Source organism: Pseudomonas sp. RIT-562, from assembly GCF_026241895.1.
GTDB lineage: Bacteria > Pseudomonadota > Gammaproteobacteria > Pseudomonadales > Pseudomonadaceae > Aquipseudomonas > Aquipseudomonas mandelii_F.
Genome location: NZ_JAPJIV010000010.1, coordinates 1 through 20,456, shown reverse-complemented (window position 1 = coordinate 20,456; position 20,456 = coordinate 1). Strand labels below are relative to the sequence as shown.

Sequence of the window (20,456 nt, the reverse complement as noted above, 5' to 3'; positions counted from 1 at the left end):
AAACCCTTCAACCACCTTGTCCCGCTCCTAAACTGGATATGACTCGATCATTGTACCTATTCGAACGCAACGGACACCTTCTAAATCGATGCCCTCAGCCTAACTGCTTGATGCGGAAACAGAACTCTCGAGCTGCCCTGCATGAAACTTTACCGCCAGGATGATCAAAGGCACGTAAGCCACAATCAAGCCAACAGCGCCATCAAGCCCCAATCGGGTCACACCGTAAGCTATCGGTAGCAACCAGAACAGATTGATCACAGCAACGGCGAGGGTCACCGGCAAATGCTTCCCGAACTGTCGTGAGGCGAACTGATACGCGTGGCTACGATGAGCCTCGTAGACCTTGTCTCCGCGAATCAAACGACGCAGCAGTGTGAACGTGGCGTCGACAATAAACACACCCAGAAGTATCAACCACCCCCAAAACAACTCGGATGATTGCCAGGCGGCCTGGAGAGACAACACCCCCAGGGCAACGCCGAGGAACCCGCTCCCGGCATCGCCCATAAAAATGCGCGCAGGAGGAAAATTCCAGTAAAGAAACCCGAGAACCGCCATCGCCATTATCAACGGCCCCCAGATCAATGCTGGAACTCCGCTGAGCCAGTACAGCAAGCAGGCACCGAGGCACGCACACAGCGCTTCGACACTGGCAATTCCGTCGATGCCGTCCATGAAATTGTAAAGATTAAGAATCCAGACCAGATAAACGGCCGCAAGGATGTGGCCAAACCAGTGCAGATCCAGGCTTAATCCAAAAATCACCAAGGGAGGAAACCCGCCGATCCAGAACAATGCCCAAACCGCGGCACTGAAATGACCAAGCAACCTCCAGCGAGCTGCAATGTGGCCATGATCGTCCATGAAACCTACAACGGCGACCAACGCACCTGCACCGCCGACGGCGATCAGCTGTGACCAGGGGACCAGACCTGCGTACCCAAGAACAGGGAGCGAAACAAGGAAGGCAACTACGATCGCAACACCGCCGCCGCGAGGCGTTGGAATGGAGTGAGAGCTTCGCGCATTGGGGATGTCGATAATGCTACGGCTAATAGCGTAACGACGCAGAGCGGCCGTCAACCCCAAGGACAGAACGGCAACAGCCGGAATTAGCCACAAATAATTCATTGCGATTGATGTTCCCGAAAATGTAATGCAGTGGCAGCCAAGGCTTCATCCACGCTGACCGGCGGTTCCCAGCCTAAAAGCGTACGAGTCTTTTCGATATCGACTTGCAACGATCCGCATAGTCGCTGGGAGAGTGCCTTTTTACCCAATAACAGCGCGCCACGTTCCAGCATCCAGGAAGGCACCGGAATCAGCCGAGCCGGCTTGTTTAGGGCATTCGCCATCCTGCTCAGCAACGCGGTAGTGGACAAGTCCTCCCCATCACTCACCAGGAACGTCTGATTGGCAGCCGCCGGGTGATCTATGCAGGTGATAACCAGGTCTACCAGATTATCCAGGGCAACCAGACTGCGCCTGTTGTCAATTGCCCCGAAAGGCAGGGGAACGCCCTTGTCCAACCATCGCATCATGCTGAGGAAATTCGCTTTAACCCCCGGCCCGTAGACCAACACCGGACGAATGATCACGATCTCCATCGCCGTTTCCTTGGCAAGCTGTCGAAGCGCGTGTTCCGCTTCCATTTTCGATACACCGTAAGGGTCCGCAGGAGCGGGAACATCGTCGCCAGTGTAAGGGGCACCTTGGGTCGTCCCTTCCCCATTGACCTTGATTGAACTGATGAAGATGAAACGCCGCGCACCCGCAGCGGCGGCCTGCCGTGCGAGATTCACCGTGCCGTCGACATTCACTTTGCGAAACGCCGCCAAAGGGTCGGACTCGGCATCATTCATGACATGAACTCGGGCCGCAGAATGAATTACCACATCAGGATTGGTCAGTTTACCTGCCCACTGGGTCTCGCCATCAAAGCTGTTGATGCGCAGCGTCGAAACGTCCTGTACTTTGAGCTGGGATTCACCCCGAACCACCGCCACCACCGGATGTTTTCCATCGTTGCACAAGCGCTTGAGAATGGCGCCACCGACAAAGCCCGTGGCCCCAGTCAACAAAATAGAATACGACATCAATGACTGGCCTTTCTTAAGGTAGCGGTTCGGAAAAGTTCTTCAAGCCGGGCCAGAAGCAAAGGCTTCGAATAATTACTCAAGTAGTATTGCCGGCCAGATTCACCCATCGCTTGCAACTCGTCCGCGCTTCTTCTGGCCAAGGCCGAAGTAATGTCTGCCAAACCTTTCGCATCGCCGGAGGAGCATGTAAGACCGGCACCGGACTCGACGATAACTCTCGCTGCCTCACCGTTGATCATCCCAAGAAGCGGCCGGCCAGATGCGAGGTAAGCCTGCACTTTTCCCGGTATTGTTTTCTCAAACACATCATTGGTCTTGAGCGAAACGAGTAATGCATCCGCGCAAGCGAACAGTGCCGGCATCGCGTCCAGGGGATGTCTCCCCAGTAACAGGACATTTGTGAGACCCCTGGCCTGGACCTGTTGGCTCAGCCATTCACTCATACGCCCGTCGCCGACGATTACCCAGCGTACAGCCACCTCGTTAACGAGTGCTTGTGCTGCATCCAGCACTGCTGGGAAATCCTGGGCTTCTCCGAGATTGCCAGCGAAGACTACGGTGAAGACCGAGTCATCACGCGCCAGCAATGTCGACTCTGGCGGGGTTGCCCCGGAAAAATCGTCTTCGGCCCAACTCGGAAAATAAACCAGGCGCTCAGCAGCAATATCTTTCGTGCAGTATTTTTTAACGTTGTCGAAAAATCCGTGGGATTGCATCAACAAATAGTCGGTACGATTATAAATCCACGAAACCATTTTGCCGACTATCGATAACAACGCAGGATTCTTTAAAACGCCCACCGCCCTGAGTGTTTCGGGCCAGAGATCGAGAACCCAGACAAACACCGGTGCCTTTTTTAACCGGCCAATGACCAGCGCGGGAATGGCAGCCATGATGGGTGAGACCGCGTAGACAAAAACGGCATCGTAATGCTCACCGCGCAGCTTGTAAGCACCGACAACTGATGCACTGGTAAAAAAGCTGAGATAGTTGAGTATCAGGCTGATGCTCCGCTTACCCCGAGGGAGCATCGGAACGCGTTCAATTCTGGCACCACAATAGGTATTAAAACGTTCTGGCGCTGCCTTGAACTCTGCGAAAACTTCGCCTTCAGGGTAGTTAGGCAGACCAGTCAGTACAGTGACCGAGTGTCCTTTATCGGTAAAATCACGAACCAAATCGTTTATACGCATATTTTCTGGCCAAAAATATTGCGTAACCACCAAGATCCTCAACTTCTTCTCAGGCATGATCACAACTCGAATTAATAGCGTTTCCAGACGATTCGATTGACATAGTCAGTGTAACTGTGAACGATCCGCGCTACTTTTTCGGACACATTTGGCATGCTGTAATCTGCAACCAGGCGCAAGGTGCGTTCCTCGCCGGATGCTTGAGAATCAAGAACCATAAGCCCCTGCAATACTCGCTCTACTTCAAGCCCCACCATCATTACGGCAGCCTCTTCCATGCCTTCAGGACGCTCGTGGGCCTCACGAATGTTCAGTGCAGGGAAATTCAGGATCGAAGACTCTTCGCTGATGGTGCCACTGTCGGAGAGTACTGCTTTCGATTCCAACTGCAGCTTGTTGTAGTCTTTGAATCCCAAGGGTTTCAGAAGTTTCACATTTTCATGAAAGACAATACCCATGGCATCAACACGTTTTTGAGTGCGTGGATGGGTCGAAACAATGACCGGAAAACCAAAGGTAGTCGCAACAGTATTGAGCACATCAACCAGCTTCAGCAGATTTTTGTCAGAGTCGATGTTCTCTTCGCGATGAGCACTGACGACAAAAAACTTACCTGCTTCAAGCCCTAAACGAGTCAGGACATCCGAAGAATCGATCCCCTCACGATAATGGTTCAGAACCTCAAACATTGGACTGCCGGTCTTGATGACCATGTCGGGCGATAGACCTTCCTTGAGCAGGTAATCGCGAGCGATGGTGCTGTAGGTGAGGTTGATGTCAGCAGTATGGTCCACAATGCGCCGATTGATTTCCTCGGGCACTCGCATATCAAAGCAGCGATTGCCGGCTTCCATATGGAATGTCGGGATTTTGCGTCGTTTGGCAGGAATAACGGCCATGCAACTATTAGTGTCACCCAGCACTAAAAGTGCCTCAGGCTGAACCGACGCAAGGACCCGATCGACAGCGATGATCACGTTCCCGATTGTTTCCGCACCGCTGCTACCCGCGGCATTGAGAAAATGATCCGGCTTGCGAATGCCCAGATCCTGGAAAAAAATCTCATTGAGTTCGTAGTCATAGTTCTGCCCAGTGTGGACCAGTACGTGGTCACAGTACTTATCCAGAGCCGCCATGACGCGTGACAAGCGAATGATCTCAGGGCGCGTGCCTACGACAGTAACTATCTTCAACTTTTTCATTGTAATGCTAATTCCTTATGCGATCAGGCCTGGGTGCCGACTGCCATGGTGTAGGTATCCGGGAGCTCACGATCAAAGATTTCGTTAGCCCACAGCATGACGACCATCTCCTCATCGCCTTCATTGGTGATGTCGTGGCTCCAACCGGGTACGGTCTCGACGATTTCTGGCGTCTCGCCATCAGTGAACAATTCGTAGAACTCGCCCGACACAATGTGCCGAAATCGAAAACAAGCCTTGCCCTTGATAACCAGGAATTTTTCAGTTTTGGAATGGTGATAATGGCCACCGCGAGTGATGCCCGGATGCGCCGTAAAATATGAAAACTGCCCAGAATCCTTGGTCTTGAGCATCTCGACGAAGACGCCGCGGGCGTCACCATGCTTCGCAACCTTGTAGGTAAACGCCGCAGGGGGTACATAGCTGAGGTAGGTAGAATACAGCGCCCGTACCAGGCCGGTGCCGACCCGCTCGGTAATCATCGACTCACGGCTCTCCTTGAATGCGTAAAGCACCGATGAGAGCTCACCAACAGAAATCGAATAAATCGGCTCGACTACTGCTGTAGAACCAACGGGATATTTGCCATCCATCACAGCAATAAAACTGCTTACAACATCATCAATATAAACCAAAGAAATTTTAGCGTTGGCGTCGTTGATACTGATAGGCAAGTCGTTAACGATATTATGGCAAAACGTCGCAACGGCAGAGTTGTAATTTGGACGAGCCCATTTACCAAAGACATTTGGCAACCGGAAAACGCGCACATCAACTCCATGCTCCGCAGAAAGTGCAGTTAGAGCATGTTCAGCATCACGCTTACTGGAGCCGTATGCATTGTCCAGTTCAGCCTGGATTGAGGAAGTGTAAACGACAGGAATATTTCGACCACTGGCCGCCACCGAAGCACACAAGACTTTGGTCAAGTCAGTGTTTCCAGTCTTGAACTCGTCGACACTTTGCGGGCGATTGACCCCGGCCAAGTGGAAAATAAAATCCACTTCTTTGACGAGTCCATCCAGGGAGGATATGTCATCTTCGTGACAGAACCTCAGCACTTCGACATCTTTTCTCTCTTGTAAATGAGCAACAAGATTCTTGCCAATAAAACCATTGGCACCGGTGATCAATACTTTCATGCCTTACTCCTCGGGCACCGCATGCTCACCACGCTGAATGGCTTTCATAAATTCGAGCTTTAGCAGCAAACGCTTCATACCTTCAACGTCCAGGCGATCGGTATTATGCGAATTGTAATCTTCCATATGGGAGATTTTCTCCTCACCCTGCTCTACAAACTTGCTGTAGTTCAAGTCGCGCAAATCAGGCGGAACGCGGAAGTACTCTCCCATATCTTCAGCGCAGGCCATTTCCTCACGACTTAACAAAGCTTCGTAAAGTTTCTCGCCATGCCGCGTGCCAATGATCTGAATAGGGTGCTCTGGTTGGCCGACCATAGCAGTCAAGGCCCGAGCCAGTGTTTCCACCGTTGCCGCAGGTGCCTTCTGCACAAACAAATCACCGTTATTACCGTGTTCGAAGGCGTACAACACGAGATCCACGGCATCCGCCAGGGTCATCATGAAGCGAGTCATATTCGGATCGGTGATGGAAAGTGGCTTCCCTTCGCGAATCTGCTCGATAAACAGCGGAATGACCGAACCTCTCGAAGCCATCACATTGCCGTAACGAGTGCCGCATATTACTGTCTTCGTTTCATCGACATTACGGGACTTGGCGACCATAACCTTCTCCATCATTGCCTTGGAAATACCCATGGCATTGATTGGATAGACCGCTTTGTCAGTACTCAGGCAAACAACTCGCTTGACGCCGTTCTGAATCGCTGCCTCAAGGACATTATCAGTACCGATTACGTTAGTTTTGACCGCTTCCATCGGGTGAAATTCACAGGATGGAACTTGCTTGAGCGCAGCAGCATGGAAAATGTAATCCACGCCGCGGGTAGCAGTCAGAATGCTTTGATAGTCTCTTACGTCGCCAATATAAAACTTAAGCTTGGGATGGGCATAGCGTTTGCGCATGTCATCTTGCTTTTTTTCATCGCGGCTGAAAATGCGAATTTCCGCAATTTCGCTGCTGAGAAAACGCTTTAAAACGGCATTTCCGAAGGATCCAGTGCCGCCGCTGATTAGCAATGTCTTGTTTGCAAAATTTTCCACGCAGAAGCTTCCCGAAAAAATATACGAAATTTTACCATAGTGGACTGGGATTTTTGAAGAAGATCTCTTTGCCGATGCGGACTGGACCAAAGCTAGCACAAAGCCATATCACCTAGCTTTTGCAACATTCAATGCCTCATCTGCCGAGGGGCATTTGTAATCCGCAGCTCACCGACCCAAAAAGGTCGTTGTAGTTTCCAATTCAGCCTGCTACCACCTGGGTTGCTGGCGGGAAGCGCAAAGACTCGGACGCGATTTCGGCGCTGAATCTCGATGCGCGAAGCCCAATTGGCACCTTTTCGCCGCCTTTGATCACCAGCGTAAGCTCTCCTTACCTCTTCCAGTTGCCCAGGCTTTGTCGACAAGTGTAATATCATTTTCCGCGTACAGAATGCTATGAATTCTACATTGCCGGAAACGAAGCATAGCCTTATCCCGAACTGCTCCTCATCCGCGAGGAACCGCGCAGGGCAAGACAGCAAAGGGCTTCAAGGATCGTTGCCTACCTGTCAACGATGCTGCGACCCGATTTCAGTTGGATCTGACTCGTGAATGCCATCGCCTCCGGCCCCGCATTATCTAACCTTTGCAAGCACCTCTCCAATGGTGATATTCACACATTGCCGTTAGCCAGGCTTGGCAGCCAATCGCAACGCTTCGCCACCATGCCGCTGCCGAGGATTTACGCTGATGCACTGCATTCCAACCACAGATCGGCTGACAAGCGTGAACTCACCGGCTTCACATCTATGGGATTAATGCCGGCCAAAACGCTCCGCTGCGGGGATGTATCTTTGTGTGAGTCAAAACCTGGTAGCGCAGGAACGCATCAGCAAACCGCAAAATTGGTGCAAACGTTGAGATCATTAGCGTGCGAAGCAGCTCGTTTAAGAAAGATCCCATCAAATAATTTTTGTTTAAAAATAAGTGTCCGGCATTGGCTGTTGCCCACGGCGACGAACAAAAATTATGCGCAGTACTTTTGAAACTTACTGGAGTAGCAAAATGAGCTTGCTCAAATGGGTAGATTTTCCACATATTGGTGATGCACGTGGTTCGCTAGTCATCTTGGAAGGGTCTAAAACAATCCCGTTCGAGATGAAGCGTGCGTATTACATTTTTGGTACACAAGAGAGTGTGGCTCGCGGTTTTCATGCCCACCGACAACTTCAGCAAGTTGCAGTATGCGTTAGTGGCCGATGCCGAATGATCTTGGACGACGGCAAACAACGCATTGATGAGTGGCTCGACTCGCCGACTAAGGGGTTGATCATCGATGCCATGGTGTGGCATGAAATGCACGATTTCAGTCCTGACTGTGTACTACTGGTCTTCGCTAGCGAACACTATGATGAAGGCGACTACATTCGTGATTACGAAGATTTTACCGCCCATATTAAATAAATTGAATTGCCCCTGCACGCTAACAAGCCGGATATCAAATGATCAATTTTCTAGATCTTAAACAAATCAACTCAAATTCCCGCGCTGAGCTTATTGAGGCCTGTACCCGTGTGATTGACTCCGGGTGGTACATCGCTGGATCCGAACTAGCCCGTTTTGAAGGAGAGTTTGCTGCTTATTGTGGTAGCAAACATTGTATTGGGGTAGCTAATGGTTTAGATGCCTTGATCTTGACTCTGCGCGCTTGGAAGGAGCTCTCCAAGCTGAAAGATGGCGACGAAGTCATAGTGCCATCAAACACCTACATCGCAAGTATTCTCGCAATTACTGAAAACAACCTTGTTCCGATCTTGGTCGAACCAAACGAAGCCAGTTACAACTTATGCCCAGAGAAAGTAAAGCGGGCAATAACTTCAAAAACTCGCGCAATCCTGCCGGTGCACTTGTATGGCCAGTTAGCTGATATGCCAGCGCTTCTCGATATTGCCAAGCAACACAACCTGTTGGTGCTCGAAGACTGCGCCCAGGCTCATGGAGCAAGCATCGACGGACGCAAAGCGGGCAATTGGGGAGATGCCGCTGGATTCAGTTTCTACCCTGGCAAGAACCTTGGCGCACTTGGCGATGCTGGGGCCATTACAACAAATGACGATGAGCTGGCGCAGACACTTCGTGCGTTGCGTAATTATGGCTCACATGAAAAATACAAGAATCTGTATCAAGGTGTTAACAGCCGACTAGATGAAATTCAGGCAGCCATGCTCAGTGTAAAACTAAAATATCTAGATGAGCAGACATCACACCGTCGCCGAATCGCCGAGCTGTACATCAAAGGCATTAAAAATCCGGCTGTCATCTTACCTCTGGTAAGCGCCGATTCGCCGCTTAGCCTGACGACACACGTTTGGCACTTATTCGTGATTCGTTCCGAGCAACGTGACGCATTGCAACAGCATTTATTGAGCAAAGGTGTGCAAACCCTGATTCACTATCCGATTCCACCGCATCAACAACAGGCTTACCCGCAATTGAATGCAATGCACTTCCCCATCACAGAAAAAATCCACCAAGAGGTCTTGAGCCTGCCCATGGGCCCGACACTTACTCTCGATGAGGCTGCCCAAGTTGTAGAAGCCTGCAACAGCTTCTCCTCTTAAGGCCTACTGGGTATGACCCTAATTAAAACCAGCCTGCTCAACGGCATTGCGGTCATCATAAAGATTTTGACCTTATTGGGAATTAACAAAATTCTCGCAGTCTATGTCGGGCCTTCAGGATACGCCGCGATAGGCCAATTTCAGAATGCGGTGCAGATGATTACCACCTTTGCGAGTGGGGCAATCAATAACGGTGTCACAAGATATACCGCAGAGTATTTTGACGACGAACCGAAGCAGCATCTGGTGTGGCGTACAGCTGGAACCATTGCGCTAGCTGGCTCGATAGTAACAGGGCTGATATTAGCCCTGTTCAACCAGACACTAGCGGTCTGGTTTTTGAAGGATGCCAACTATGGCGGCGTATTTCTATGGTTTGCTGCAACTTTGGTGCTCTTTACTTTTAACACCCTTCTCCTCGCGATACTAAATGGTAAAAAGGAAATAGTTCGCTACGTGATCGCCAATATTGCGGGCAGCATTTTCGCCTTGTTGGTCACCACGGTTATGGCCATTCAGCTAGGCCTCTACGGTGCATTGGTTGCATTAGCAATATATCAATCAATCAGTTTTTTTGTCACTTTGTTTATCTGCTATAAAGCACCTTGGTTCAAAATGCGATTCCTGCTAGGCGGCGTCGACAAGACGACAGTGATCAACCTTGGCAAATACACCTTAATGGCTCTGACCTCCGCCGCATGCGTACCAGTCAGCCACATACTGGTCCGCAACCACTTAGGTGAAACCTTTGGCTGGAACGCCGCTGGCTACTGGGAAGCGCTCTGGCGCCTTAGCACAGCTTACCTAATGTTGGTTACTACCACCTTGAGCGTATACTACCTACCAAGACTTTCCGAATTGAAACACTCTGCGGAAATAAGAAAAGAAATCCTCCAAGGTTACAAAATCGTCCTCCCGGTCGCCGCAGCATGCGGCCTGATCATATACTTGCTACGCGACCTGATTATCACGTTGCTGTTCACCCAAGACTTTGCCCCCATGCGAGAATTGTTTGCATGGCAGATGCTCGGCGATACTCTGAAAATTGGTAGTTGGATATTGGCCTATCTAATGTTAGGAAAGGCTATGTACAAGCTATTTATCGTAACTGAAATCACATTCGCGGGCGGGTTTGTCGCACTGACATGGATTTTCACTGAAGTCATGGGACTTGAAGGCGTAGCTGTCGCTCACGCGGTTAACTATGCAGCCTACTGGCTCGTTATGGCATATTTTGTGCGGCGCTATCTTCAGAAAAACACACAGCAAATTTGAATTTTTATTTAGCGGGTTCGATATGAATAGTAACTCCCCGAAAGTCAGCATATTCATGATTTCATACAATCAGGCCACTCTCATAGAGGAGGCTGTTTTATCCTGCTTAGCACAAGATTATAGCAATATCGAAATAGTCATCTCCGACGACGGATCTACCGATGGGACAGCTGAAATCTTGGCGGCATTCAAAGATAAGCATCCTGATAAAATAAATTTGATATTGAACCCAGTTAACCAAGGTATCGTCAAAAACTCTAATGTTGCACTTTCAAATTGCTCCGGTGAATTTGTTGCATTCATGGGTGGAGATGATATTTTATATCCAACAAAGATCAGTCGACAAGTTGAAGCTTTTATAGCACACCCTGAAGTAGTTTTTTGTTACCACCCCTGCCATATTCTGAAAAATGGTGTAATCACTGGAACCGTTGGGGATAGAGCGAAGGATGTAGTCACAAATTTCTATGAAATGATGGCGAACTATGGAGCTCAAATTCCAGGACCAGTACCGATGGTGGCCAGAGCGGCCATACCTGCTGGTGGGTTCAACGAAAAAATCTCTACGGCCTGCGATTGGTTACTGTTCATCGAAATCAGTTCCAAAGGTAAAGTCATTAGACTAGACGAAGTTCTTTCTATTTATAGAAAACATGACAACAATATTGGGCACAAAATTTTTTCATATGCGGATAATTTTCTGCAAACGCTAGATCTTGTTGAAGAAAAATATGGTAAAGATCCGAAGGTTGTCGCCGCATGCAATAAAGGTCGTAAAAGGTTCTTACTTGGTATTATTTACAATGCGATCCTCGTGAAAAACAAAGAAGCATTGACTAAATATGTCGAAATATACAAAAAATCGGGCGGAAACGCTCCTCGACTTATTTACGCACTTGGGTCCCTGCCCTTCTCTAGCTGGCTATTTCGCTCAATCAAGAACTCTCTGAAGAAAATATTTTAGTAGTAGAGATCTATTCATCCGACGGTCGGCCGTATTCAACCAAGAGCTTTCTAGTTGTGTTGAACAGCCATCCGCAACATACCTGGAGAGTCTGGCAATGGATTTATTTATTCCCGTCTTTAGCCTAACCGATCGAGACCGGGCCTCTCCTCGATCAGGGCACTTACCAGACCAACGATCGAAAGACGCCGTATGATGAAGTCATCAAACAATTTTAACTTTCATTTAAGCTATCTTGATACAGCAAAGATAAATTACATAAGACACTTCAAAACTTTATTTGGGCATATTCATGGATAACACTAGAAAAGAAATAGGCCCGCAAGACTATTTTTTTATTTTTCTTGCAACAGGAGCTTATCTACTACATACGCTCAGAAACATATCTGAATTATATTCCGGAATTCCGCTACTAATTTCGATTGTGGGTTTTTTGTTATACTCACTTAACAGGACAAAGGTTGATAGCGTTGGGTTTTACGCGCTACTTCTATTTATTTTATCGTACCTATTACCTTTGACCTATTCCTACTTATGGTATCCGGATGAAAGTTATACAATTTCATTCGCCCGGTACCTTTACATGATTCCCTTTGCATTGTTCTGTATTCTCGCAATCAAGAGCACTGCCCACTACGTTTTTTTACTCAAGGTCTTTTCGTTTTTTATCCTGCTTGGCGGATTCTCGATATTTTATCAGATTGTTTTGGGTGCGATATCCTGGTTCCCTGAGGCATCTGAACGTGAAGGCCTGGTCAGGTTCTCATCACTCGCAGGAAATCTGACTGCGTATGGAATTTTCGGCGGATTAGCTCTTCCCATTATCTATTTCTTGTTTGATAACAAGATGATCAGATATTGCTCTTTAGGAATTGTAATAATTGCCATGCTCTGTACATTGCAGAAAGCTGCCATTGTGAACATCGCGTTATTCTTCATGCTTTTATTTTTTTCTGGAGCAATGATCAACAAACTCAAAATCATTGGCTTTGTGGTTTTCGTCTTACCTCTGTTAATTTTCGTGTTCTACTTCCTCGAGGTTAGCTATGTAGTAGCAACCGTAGATAACATCTTTAGGTTTAAAGAAGGATCAGGCGCGTCCGATGTCACATTCGCTCAGAGCCTGCTTGACCGGCTGTGGTTTCTGCCGTCACAACTGTATGAGATGCATGGATCTTCCGGATTGATCTTTGGAGTCGGGATGGTAGGAGGCTCAGGGACTTTAGGTTTTCCCGATTATCCAATGGCGCATAATGGAATTTTTGACCTTCTGTTCATAGGCGGCATATTAAATCTGTTAGCGTTTTCCACTCTGGTAATCTTTATTTTGTGGCGACTTAAAAATCTAGAGAAATATTGTATAGCGCAGAGTTACCCTCATACGGTTATAAAAGTCTCAATATTTATATACCTGCTAATTATGGTAAATATGTTGTTCGCAGGACCTTTGCATGTACAGCCGTATGGTGGAGTGATTTTCTACGCTGTAACAGTTTTCGTTTGCCTCAGACCGGACGAAATAAGAAGACAGGCAACGTGTGTGGACGTAAAACGATGATATAGGTGTTTTTTCCAGAACGATTTTTTGCGTACGTTCCTATTCATATTAACGTGCGATAACTAGTCAAGGGGACCACCACGTAACAACCCAATCCTGACGTCGTACCTTCACCTGTGATCAGAGGCTGATGCCTCTGGTCACAAGTCGTTGTCGCATTGATTCGTGCTATGATGAGCGCTGGCGGCCTAGACTGATGATGCTTTACGTATGTAACCGTACAAAAAGACTTACAAGCTACAACCATCAACATAACTTCCAGATAAAGCGCGGGAGTCGGGCGAAATGCTTCTAATTGTAGAGGTCGAATATTTATAAGTTCAAGAAAGCATTAATTTGAAGACGTGATATCACTGGATCATTCTCGCAAGTTTTTGTCGAGAGGCCTCAATCGCCTGCTTTGTTATTTCATAAAGGTATTCGTGTTCCGTTTCGCCAACATACTGCGCGCCCATTTTCTTATGAAACGAAATCACCTTCTCGTTCCCTTTTCTGACTTCGAAGTGGCTTTTTTTAAACCCAAGATTATCGAATCCAAAACTGTAGACGAGAAATGCACTTTCTATTGCAGAATAGCGTGTTTTTTCTTCGTTTAGTATCCAGCTGCCCCAACTGAAAGAATCGGCTTTAATATCATATATCCGCACAGTACCGCATCGAACGCCATCGTTGCGCTCAATAATGAAATAGAACTGCGTTCTACTTAATTCGTCTTTTTTATAGTCCTTTATCCATTGTATCTGGGCGTTGATATCGTCACTGACACCAGAAAGGTGCGTGTTATATGCGACATTCGTACGCAAACTAATAATAAATTCTGCATCGACTTCTTCAACAAGCCTTAATTTTATGGTTTTTGAGAGCAATTGCACTGAGTAATTTCCTTCTATATGTGATCAATGATCCTATATGAATTACTCCATCACCGTTCGATGTTTCGGTCTGATTCAGCAAGATAACGACGTCGCCAACGTCAGCAAAATCGCCGAGGCGAGCCATACGTCAGCATGGAGCGCCTAAAGGAATCCATGCTCGTCTTCTATTGGCGCACTGGAAGGGCGCGTGAAGGTATGGGCTGAGTCGAAGTGCAGGCTAGACATTCGTTCTGTAGGACCAACCAGGGGGCCTCTCCCAGCCAGCTGTGGAAGTAGATAAGGTGCAGCCCTTATCGGATCAGCTCTATTGGGTCATGCAAGCGATCCTGCTGAACATTTCTTAATCAGGAGCGGATCCCCTAGGTGTCCGGATTCTGGCGCTATATTGAAACGTAGCTTACGTATACGTACGCCAACCAACTCAAGTCTGGAAAGAGTCTACCGTAATAAAAAGGCCCCTGAAGGAAAGGAGCCTGTAACTAATACACTGATGAATAATGATTCAAAAGCGTTAGCTCTGCAATTATAAATTATTAGCTTTCAAAATCCTTGCAGGATTACCTACAACAGTTACATTTGGTGGTACTGAGCGAGTAACCACAGATCCGGCGCCGACCATTGCATTTTCTCCAATTGTTATGCCTGGAAGTATTGTACAGTTGGCGCCCAAGGATGCTCCTTTACAAATTATGGTTCTCTCGAACTTCTCGGGATAGACTTTGCTTCTCGGAAAGATATCATTAGTGAATGTCGCGTTTGGACCGATGAACACATCGTCCTCAATGGAAATCCCATCCCAAATTTGAACACCACATTTGATGGTTACTCGATCGCCAATAACAACGTCATTCTCAATAAAAACGTGATCGCATACATTACAGTTCTCACCGATCGTCGCACCCGGCAAGATATGTGTAAAAGCCCAGACTCGCGAGCCTCTGCCCACTTTCAGGGTCTCGCATAAGCCGTGGGAGTGCACAAAGTAGTCTTTAGGCTCGCTCATTTTTATCGCATATCCTTTTATTTTGATTGTGTAGTTTTTGTTGCAGAGATTAGAGCTGAATAGCGTTTGCAAGTACTCCTTCTGCCCAATCACATACGATAGCGCAAGCCTGATGATCGAAGTACTCATCGACCCAACCAAGATGAGCCGAAGGATCACCAAGACGCTGTCAGGCGCACTCACAGTCATATTTTAGTAGATTTTTTGAATTGTTCCAATGCCGCGTACACGAGAGGAGCTCTGCCAGCTGAGATTTTAATGCCTGCGAACTCAGTTTTTCGATGCCGCCGGCTATACAAACTACGAGCATCGTTGCGATAGCGACTGGTAGAACACAGGAAAGTTAGATGCAACTGAAGGAAGAATTACACAGAGCACATTAGAAAAGGCAATCGGATGAAGCAATTTCGATTTTGCTACACTCCAGAACCGACAGAGCTACGTGAAACTCTGTATCGTTCTTTTGTGGAATGGAACACGGACTCGACCACCATCTAAATGCGCCTCATCCTATGAAAACTTTGGATTTTTGCTGCAACTCACGCAGGCCATAACATTGCATTCTACATATGCCATAGCCTGCCTATGATGAATTGCTTAGTCTATTTGTTAGATTCGTTAGCAATGCTGATCAAATATTGACCATAACTATTTTTGCTCAACTCATTCCCTACCTTTAATAAATGGTCACGGGTTAACCATCCATTTTTAAATGCAATTTCCTCAAGGCACGCGATTTTATAGCCTTGACGTTTTTCAATAGTTTCGACGAAATGCGATGCTTCTAGAAGGCTTTCATGAGTACCAGTGTCCAACCAGGCAAATCCACGCCCTAACACTTCGACATGCAGATCACCGCGATCCAGATAGGCTTGATTGATGCTGGTAATTTCCAATTCGCCGCGTTCAGAGGGTTTGACCTGTTTGGCGATATCGATGACGTCATTGTCGTAAAAATACAAGCCTGTCACTGCAAAATTTGATTTTGGCTTCTTCGGTTTTTCTTCGATAGAAATTGCACGCTTGTTATCGTCGAATTGCACTACACCAAATCGTTCCGGATCCTTGACCTGGTACCCGAACACAGTAGCACCACGTTCTAGATTCACTGCAGACCGGAGCAAGGGAGTAAAACCTTGTCCGTAAAAAATGTTGTCCCCCAAAACAAGGCAAACTCGATCGCTTCCTATGAATTTTTCGCCTATAAGAAAAGCTTGTGCCAAACCATCTGGCTTCTCCTGGACTGCGTATTCGAGGGTCACACCTATTTGACTACCATCACCAAGCAAACGCTGAAAGCCGTTGAGATCGTCCGCCGTAGTGATGATCAGAATATCTCTGATTCCCGCAAGCATGAGTACCGACAGCGGGTAGAAAATCATGGGTTTATCATAGATCGGTAGCAGTTGCTTCGAAACCCCCTTGGTGATGGGATACAACCGTGTTCCTGAGCCGCCCGCCAAAATGATACCCTTCATATCGTCTCCTAATACTTGATCCAACATATATGTACAGAAAATAGCGACGATAGATGGGCACCCTGCGCTTACTGGATATCCGACTGAAATCGTCACTCATACTAAGCATAGCTTCATTGATGTTTGGTACAGAACTACATTGCGAGGGCTGCTTAAGGTCCAGAGTCCTGTGGCCAAGCATGACTGCTGACGCAATTGCTTTACTGGTAGCTGGTAGTAAAACAAAACTCACAACTCCGAGCGATGAATCCTGATTCAGGATCGCCAACGCCAACTGCTGGAAAATGCTGCGCAGCCGAGCTACGCAACAACCTGGAAAAATTGACGTTGGCGATTCCAGCCAATTTTTAAGCAGACCTAATCAGTTCTTTGAGAGATTATGCTTTTCGTTCGAAAAAAATATCCGGAATAGCGCGATGATCACTCCCACGATCAAACCAAGCATCGCGCCAAGCAACAACAGCAGTGCCTTTTTAGGTTGAACGGGTGTATCGGGCAGCTCAACCTGACCATCCATTCTAAAAACTTCGACATTCCTGATGTTCGATTCAAGATCCGTATAGAATTTTGATTTGGTTTGCAGCACTCTTAGCCGATTAATAAATGGATCATCCGATTTTCGGGTTTCGAGATTATCAATCTCAGCTTTTAGAGCCTTGATGCCACGCATGTAAAGAGGCTGTTCATCCAGGCTTCCAGCCACTTTCACTTCGGAGTTCCCGCTTACGATTGGCGGCTTTTCCAAACCAATTGCTTCCGCCACAACTAATGCTTCTCGCAATTTGGTGATGGAATCTTCACGCGACTTCAGCCCAACCTCACGGATCGACACTATCTGCTGTTGAAGATTTCGGGCAAGAACATCAGCTTCGCTCGAAATGTTCTTAATCATTTCCTTTTTGGCCAGCTCACTGGCCCGACCGATATATTTCCCAATCAATATGACCGTCTGTTCCGGATGTTCATCTCTTGCAGTCACCGCATATCGGTCAGGATTGTCTTTTCCAGCAAGCGAGACAGCGAGCACTTTAGAAAAGTCGCTGTATAACGATTCTATTGATTTTTTTCGATCTGCCTCAGACAACGAAGGAAGATACGTCTTATAAAAAAACTCACGACGAAGTGAATCTGCCTGCAGATTCCGTAGAAAAACACCGTACACATCCTTTACGTTGAAAGGAGCCAGTTCGTTTTCCGGTGTTCGACCATAGTTATAGTTCGCCACATCATTCTGAGTCGGCGGAACCACTACAACTTTAGCTTCATAAATAGGCTTACTCAGAAACGCATAGGCTGCCGCTATCGCTGTTGTTACGATCACAGCGCCGATAATCACCAATCGCTGGCGCCAAAGGGCCGACATCAGCGCCCTCAGGTCGACCTCATTAGTATTTGAGGTTACAGCGGAATTGTTCTGCATACGTCTCTAGCCCTCGACAATCAATAAAACACTTCTCCTATCTTCGTTGAAAACTGATAGGGTCTGTTTGTTAAAACTTCTGATTTGTATCCATCTTCAGTGCATCGCCACTAGGGCACTAACACCTTTATTCGTTTACAGTGCGCGAGCTGTAGTTTTGGTCTATCCACTGCTGATAACTTCCGCTCTTAACGTGAGCAATCCACTCTGTATTGTCGAGATACCACTGCACCGTCTTGCGGATCCCCGTATCGAAAGTTTCTTCAGGAATCCAACCCAGCTCCCGCTGGATTTTGCTGGCGTCGATGGCATAGCGCTGGTCATGGCCGGCACGATCCTGCACATAGGTAACGAGGTTCGCGTGCGGGCGGTGTGGTGAATTTGGTCGCAACTCGTCAAGCAGTGCACAGAGTGTATGTACGACTTCGATATTCTGCTTTTCGTTGTGGCCGCCGATGTTATACGTCTCGCCAATCACGCCTTCAGTGACAACTTTGTACAGTGCGCGGGCATGATCTTCGACGTAGAGCCAGTCACGCACCTGGTTGCCTTTACCATAGACAGGCAGCGGCTTGCCTTCCAGCGCGTTAAGGATGACTAGCGGGATCAATTTTTCAGGGAAGTGGCAAGGCCCGTAGTTGTTCGAGCAATTGGTGACCAGGGTTGGCAAGCCGTAGGTACGCGCCCACGCACGGACCAAGTGATCGGAACTTGCCTTGCTGGCGGAATACGGGGAGCTTGGCTGGTAGGGTGTGGTTTCGGTAAAGAGGTCTTCAGGGCCTTCCAGGTCGCCGTAAACTTCATCAGTGGAGATGTGATGAAAACGAAAACCGCTTTTGCGAACATCGTCCAGTGCCAGCCAATATTGGCGAGCAGCTTCCAGCAGAGTGTAGGTGCCGATGATATTGGTCTGAATGAACTCAGACGGGCCGGAGATGGACCGATCGACATGAGATTCTGCGGCCAGATGCATGATGGCGTCCGGCTGATGCTCGCGCAGAACTCGGTCGACTTGTTCACGGTCGCAAATATCAACGCGCTCGAACACATAGCGAGGGTCACGGCTGGCTTCCGCCAGGGACTCAAGGTTACCCGCGTACGTGAGTTTATCGACATTCACGACAGAATCGGAAGTATTGGAGATGATATGGCGGATGACCGCCGAACCGATGAATCCGGCGCCGCCGGTTACTAAGATTTTCACGCGAAACCATACCCTTGAGTTACTGACAGGGCTGCCAACCGAGCACTGTCTAATCCATGAATGCGAAAGCCGGCATTGACCCGAAGCTACTTGCGGAGTCAGACCGTCCGAGTTCGGAACCAGCCGCCTCCGGACAAGCGAAACATTTTACAGCTTAATGGCATTTTTACTAATGGATGTAGACAAGCAGCGGCTAAAGCCAAGTCCACCGCTCGGAGTGCAGAAAAAATCAGCTAGGATACTTCGAACGCGGGGATGTGCGCTTCAGGAGTAAACTCAGCAAAGGCCCGATCACCATTCCCAGCAGAAGCGCAGCCAAGATCGCCAAGGAAACAGGGAGTTGAGGGCCTGACCATCCAAGGAATAACAGCGAAACAGACTGCTGGTTCTCGAGCACGAACGCTAGAATCGTCAAGACCAGCAACAGGGCGAAGACCGCGAACACTACACGCTTCAAGTTACGCATTACTAACTCCCTGAAAATCAAAGGCTGTCAAACGCCCTCCTCCTCATCCTCATTAACCCGATCCCGCAACTCCTTCCCCGGCTTGAAATGCGGAACGAACTTGCCATCCAGGCTAACCGACTGCCCGGTCTTTGGGTTACGCCCTACCCGCGGTGCGCGGTAGTGCAATGAGAAGCTGCCAAAACCCCGAATCTCGATACGATCCCCGGTTGCCAGGCATTGGGACATTTGTTCAAGCATGGTCTTGATGGCCAGCTCCACATCCTTGGATGAGAGCAGCCCTTGATGGGTGACAATTCGTTCGATCAACTCCGACTTCGTCATATTTTTCCCTTCTTTTTCAAGCAGCTAGATCAGCGCTTCAAAGGTTTTAGCACGCTCGGAGCTATTTGAACAGTCCAAGATTTGACATATCGTTACCGGCTTGAAGCCGCCCTACTTCTGGGCATTGCCAGCAGCCTGACCGATGATTCGGCTACCTGCAGATCACCAGCATGGTGCGTGTCAGATAGCCTGCAGGATTAAAACCAAATGGGTATTCATCCTCGTCCTTGGCGTCGTCCGACCTTGCAATGACCTTGTAGCCTGCGGCCTTGCACTCCTTGTCGGCGCGCTTGCGGCATTTTTCCCAGCCTGAGCCCAGGCCGGAGCAGTCGATCTCTATTCCGCTGACACCGCGTACCGCATGGGTCTTTGCGCTGGTGGTGCAGCCTGCCAGTGCCAGTGCCAGTACTGCTATGGCAACCATGAGCTTGTTCATGCACTTCCTTATTAGTCAGGCACCCTACCGGAGGGTGCTTGCGCCCTATGCTCTAGAGTAGCTGCAAATAAGCGATTGATCCTGTTAAAGAAAGGGACAGCTTGGCGGGGGTGTTGGTTCAGCGGATGAGGCGCGTGGCGCCGATAAAGATCGAAAGATCGAAAGATCCAAAGATCCAAAGATCCAAAGATCCAAAGATCCAAAGATCC

20 protein-coding genes are annotated in these 20,456 nt (G+C 48.3%); 6 read left to right on the top strand and 14 right to left on the bottom strand.

All coding sequences use genetic code 11. The annotated features are described in order from the left end of the window. Nucleotides 1-99: 99 nt before the first annotated feature. From ORL50_RS14235 to ORL50_RS14210, 6 genes are read right to left on the bottom strand one after another with little or no spacing between them, the layout of a single operon-like run. Nucleotides 100-1,134: an MraY family glycosyltransferase gene (locus tag ORL50_RS14235; protein ID WP_266015855.1), complete on the bottom strand. Its 1,035-nt coding sequence runs from the start codon at nucleotides 1,132-1,134 to the stop codon at nucleotides 100-102. Beyond that, a complete protein-coding gene (locus tag ORL50_RS14230) occupies nucleotides 1,131-2,099 on the bottom strand; it encodes a UDP-glucose 4-epimerase family protein (protein ID WP_266015853.1) in 969 nt (322 codons plus the stop codon). Before ORL50_RS14230 ends, ORL50_RS14235 begins: the two co-directional genes overlap by 4 nt. Next, entirely contained in the window at nucleotides 2,099-3,352 is a 1,254-nt protein-coding gene (locus ORL50_RS14225) for a glycosyltransferase family 4 protein (RefSeq protein ID WP_266015851.1), read from the bottom strand. Before ORL50_RS14225 ends, ORL50_RS14230 begins: the two co-directional genes overlap by 1 nt. Nucleotides 3,353-3,366: 14 nt before the next feature. Further along, nucleotides 3,367-4,497, bottom strand: coding sequence for a non-hydrolyzing UDP-N-acetylglucosamine 2-epimerase (gene wecB / locus ORL50_RS14220; protein WP_266015849.1), 1,131 nt, complete (start codon nucleotides 4,495-4,497; stop codon nucleotides 3,367-3,369). A gap of 23 nt (nucleotides 4,498-4,520) precedes the next feature. Next, nucleotides 4,521-5,639 (bottom strand): UDP-2-acetamido-2,6-beta-L-arabino-hexul-4-ose reductase, encoded by a 1,119-nt coding sequence (gene wbjC, locus ORL50_RS14215; RefSeq protein WP_266015847.1) that lies wholly within the window; start codon nucleotides 5,637-5,639, stop codon nucleotides 4,521-4,523. Nucleotides 5,640-5,642: 3 nt separating this feature from the next. Then, nucleotides 5,643-6,683, bottom strand: a complete 1,041-nt coding sequence (locus ORL50_RS14210; protein ID WP_266015845.1) for a polysaccharide biosynthesis protein — start codon at nucleotides 6,681-6,683, stop codon at nucleotides 5,643-5,645. Between the two features lie 548 nt (nucleotides 6,684-7,231). Here ORL50_RS14210 and ORL50_RS14205 point away from each other — a divergent pair. The 6 genes from ORL50_RS14205 to ORL50_RS14180 all read left to right on the top strand — a co-directional run bounded on the left by ORL50_RS14205 (nucleotide 7,232) and on the right by ORL50_RS14180 (nucleotide 13,041). Beyond that, nucleotides 7,232-7,669 (top strand): hypothetical protein, encoded by a 438-nt coding sequence (locus ORL50_RS14205; RefSeq protein ID WP_266015843.1) that lies wholly within the window; start codon nucleotides 7,232-7,234, stop codon nucleotides 7,667-7,669. 19 nt (nucleotides 7,670-7,688) lie between these two features. Then, nucleotides 7,689-8,087 carry a sugar 3,4-ketoisomerase gene (locus tag ORL50_RS14200; RefSeq protein WP_266015841.1) on the top strand — a complete coding sequence of 133 codons (399 nt, stop codon included), beginning with the start codon at nucleotides 7,689-7,691 and terminating at the stop codon, nucleotides 8,085-8,087. A 38-nt stretch (nucleotides 8,088-8,125) separates the two neighbouring features. Beyond that, on the top strand, nucleotides 8,126-9,244 hold the full coding sequence (locus ORL50_RS14195; RefSeq protein ID WP_266015839.1) for a DegT/DnrJ/EryC1/StrS family aminotransferase: 1,119 nt from the start codon (nucleotides 8,126-8,128) through the stop codon (nucleotides 9,242-9,244). Between the two features lie 12 nt (nucleotides 9,245-9,256). Beyond that, entirely contained in the window at nucleotides 9,257-10,519 is a 1,263-nt protein-coding gene (locus ORL50_RS14190) for an O-antigen translocase (protein ID WP_266015837.1), read from the top strand. A 22-nt stretch (nucleotides 10,520-10,541) separates the two neighbouring features. Continuing rightward, nucleotides 10,542-11,483, top strand: a complete 942-nt coding sequence (locus ORL50_RS14185) for a glycosyltransferase family 2 protein (protein WP_266015835.1) — start codon at nucleotides 10,542-10,544, stop codon at nucleotides 11,481-11,483. Nucleotides 11,484-12,066: 583 nt separating this feature from the next. Beyond that, a complete protein-coding gene (locus ORL50_RS14180; RefSeq protein ID WP_266015833.1) occupies nucleotides 12,067-13,041 on the top strand; it encodes a hypothetical protein in 975 nt (324 codons plus the stop codon). Nucleotides 13,042-13,391: 350 nt separating this feature from the next. Here the strand turns inward: ORL50_RS14180 and ORL50_RS14175 are convergent, their stop codons facing one another. From ORL50_RS14175 to ORL50_RS14140, 8 genes are all read right to left on the bottom strand, one after another. Beyond that, complete coding sequence (locus ORL50_RS14175) at nucleotides 13,392-13,913, bottom strand: GNAT family N-acetyltransferase (RefSeq protein WP_266015831.1); 522 nt, start codon at nucleotides 13,911-13,913, stop codon at nucleotides 13,392-13,394. A 526-nt stretch (nucleotides 13,914-14,439) separates the two neighbouring features. Beyond that, nucleotides 14,440-15,048, bottom strand: a complete 609-nt coding sequence (locus ORL50_RS14170; protein ID WP_323055235.1) for an acyltransferase — start codon at nucleotides 15,046-15,048, stop codon at nucleotides 14,440-14,442. A gap of 473 nt (nucleotides 15,049-15,521) precedes the next feature. Next, a complete protein-coding gene (gene rfbA / locus ORL50_RS14165) occupies nucleotides 15,522-16,397 on the bottom strand; it encodes a glucose-1-phosphate thymidylyltransferase RfbA (protein ID WP_266015829.1) in 876 nt (291 codons plus the stop codon). A 361-nt stretch (nucleotides 16,398-16,758) separates the two neighbouring features. Then, nucleotides 16,759-17,817, bottom strand: coding sequence for an LPS O-antigen chain length determinant protein WzzB (locus ORL50_RS14160; protein WP_266015827.1), 1,059 nt, complete (start codon nucleotides 17,815-17,817; stop codon nucleotides 16,759-16,761). Nucleotides 17,818-17,944: 127 nt separating this feature from the next. After that, on the bottom strand, nucleotides 17,945-19,021 hold the full coding sequence (gene rfbB, locus ORL50_RS14155; protein WP_266015825.1) for a dTDP-glucose 4,6-dehydratase: 1,077 nt from the start codon (nucleotides 19,019-19,021) through the stop codon (nucleotides 17,945-17,947). 229 nt (nucleotides 19,022-19,250) lie between these two features. Next, nucleotides 19,251-19,487, bottom strand: coding sequence for a lipopolysaccharide assembly protein LapA domain-containing protein (locus tag ORL50_RS14150; RefSeq protein WP_266015823.1), 237 nt, complete (start codon nucleotides 19,485-19,487; stop codon nucleotides 19,251-19,253). Between the two features lie 27 nt (nucleotides 19,488-19,514). Beyond that, nucleotides 19,515-19,811 carry an integration host factor subunit beta gene (gene ihfB / locus ORL50_RS14145; protein ID WP_003218804.1) on the bottom strand — a complete coding sequence of 99 codons (297 nt, stop codon included), beginning with the start codon at nucleotides 19,809-19,811 and terminating at the stop codon, nucleotides 19,515-19,517. Between the two features lie 151 nt (nucleotides 19,812-19,962). Beyond that, entirely contained in the window at nucleotides 19,963-20,247 is a 285-nt protein-coding gene (locus ORL50_RS14140; RefSeq protein WP_266015799.1) for a hypothetical protein, read from the bottom strand. Between the last annotated feature and the right edge of the window lie 209 nt (nucleotides 20,248-20,456).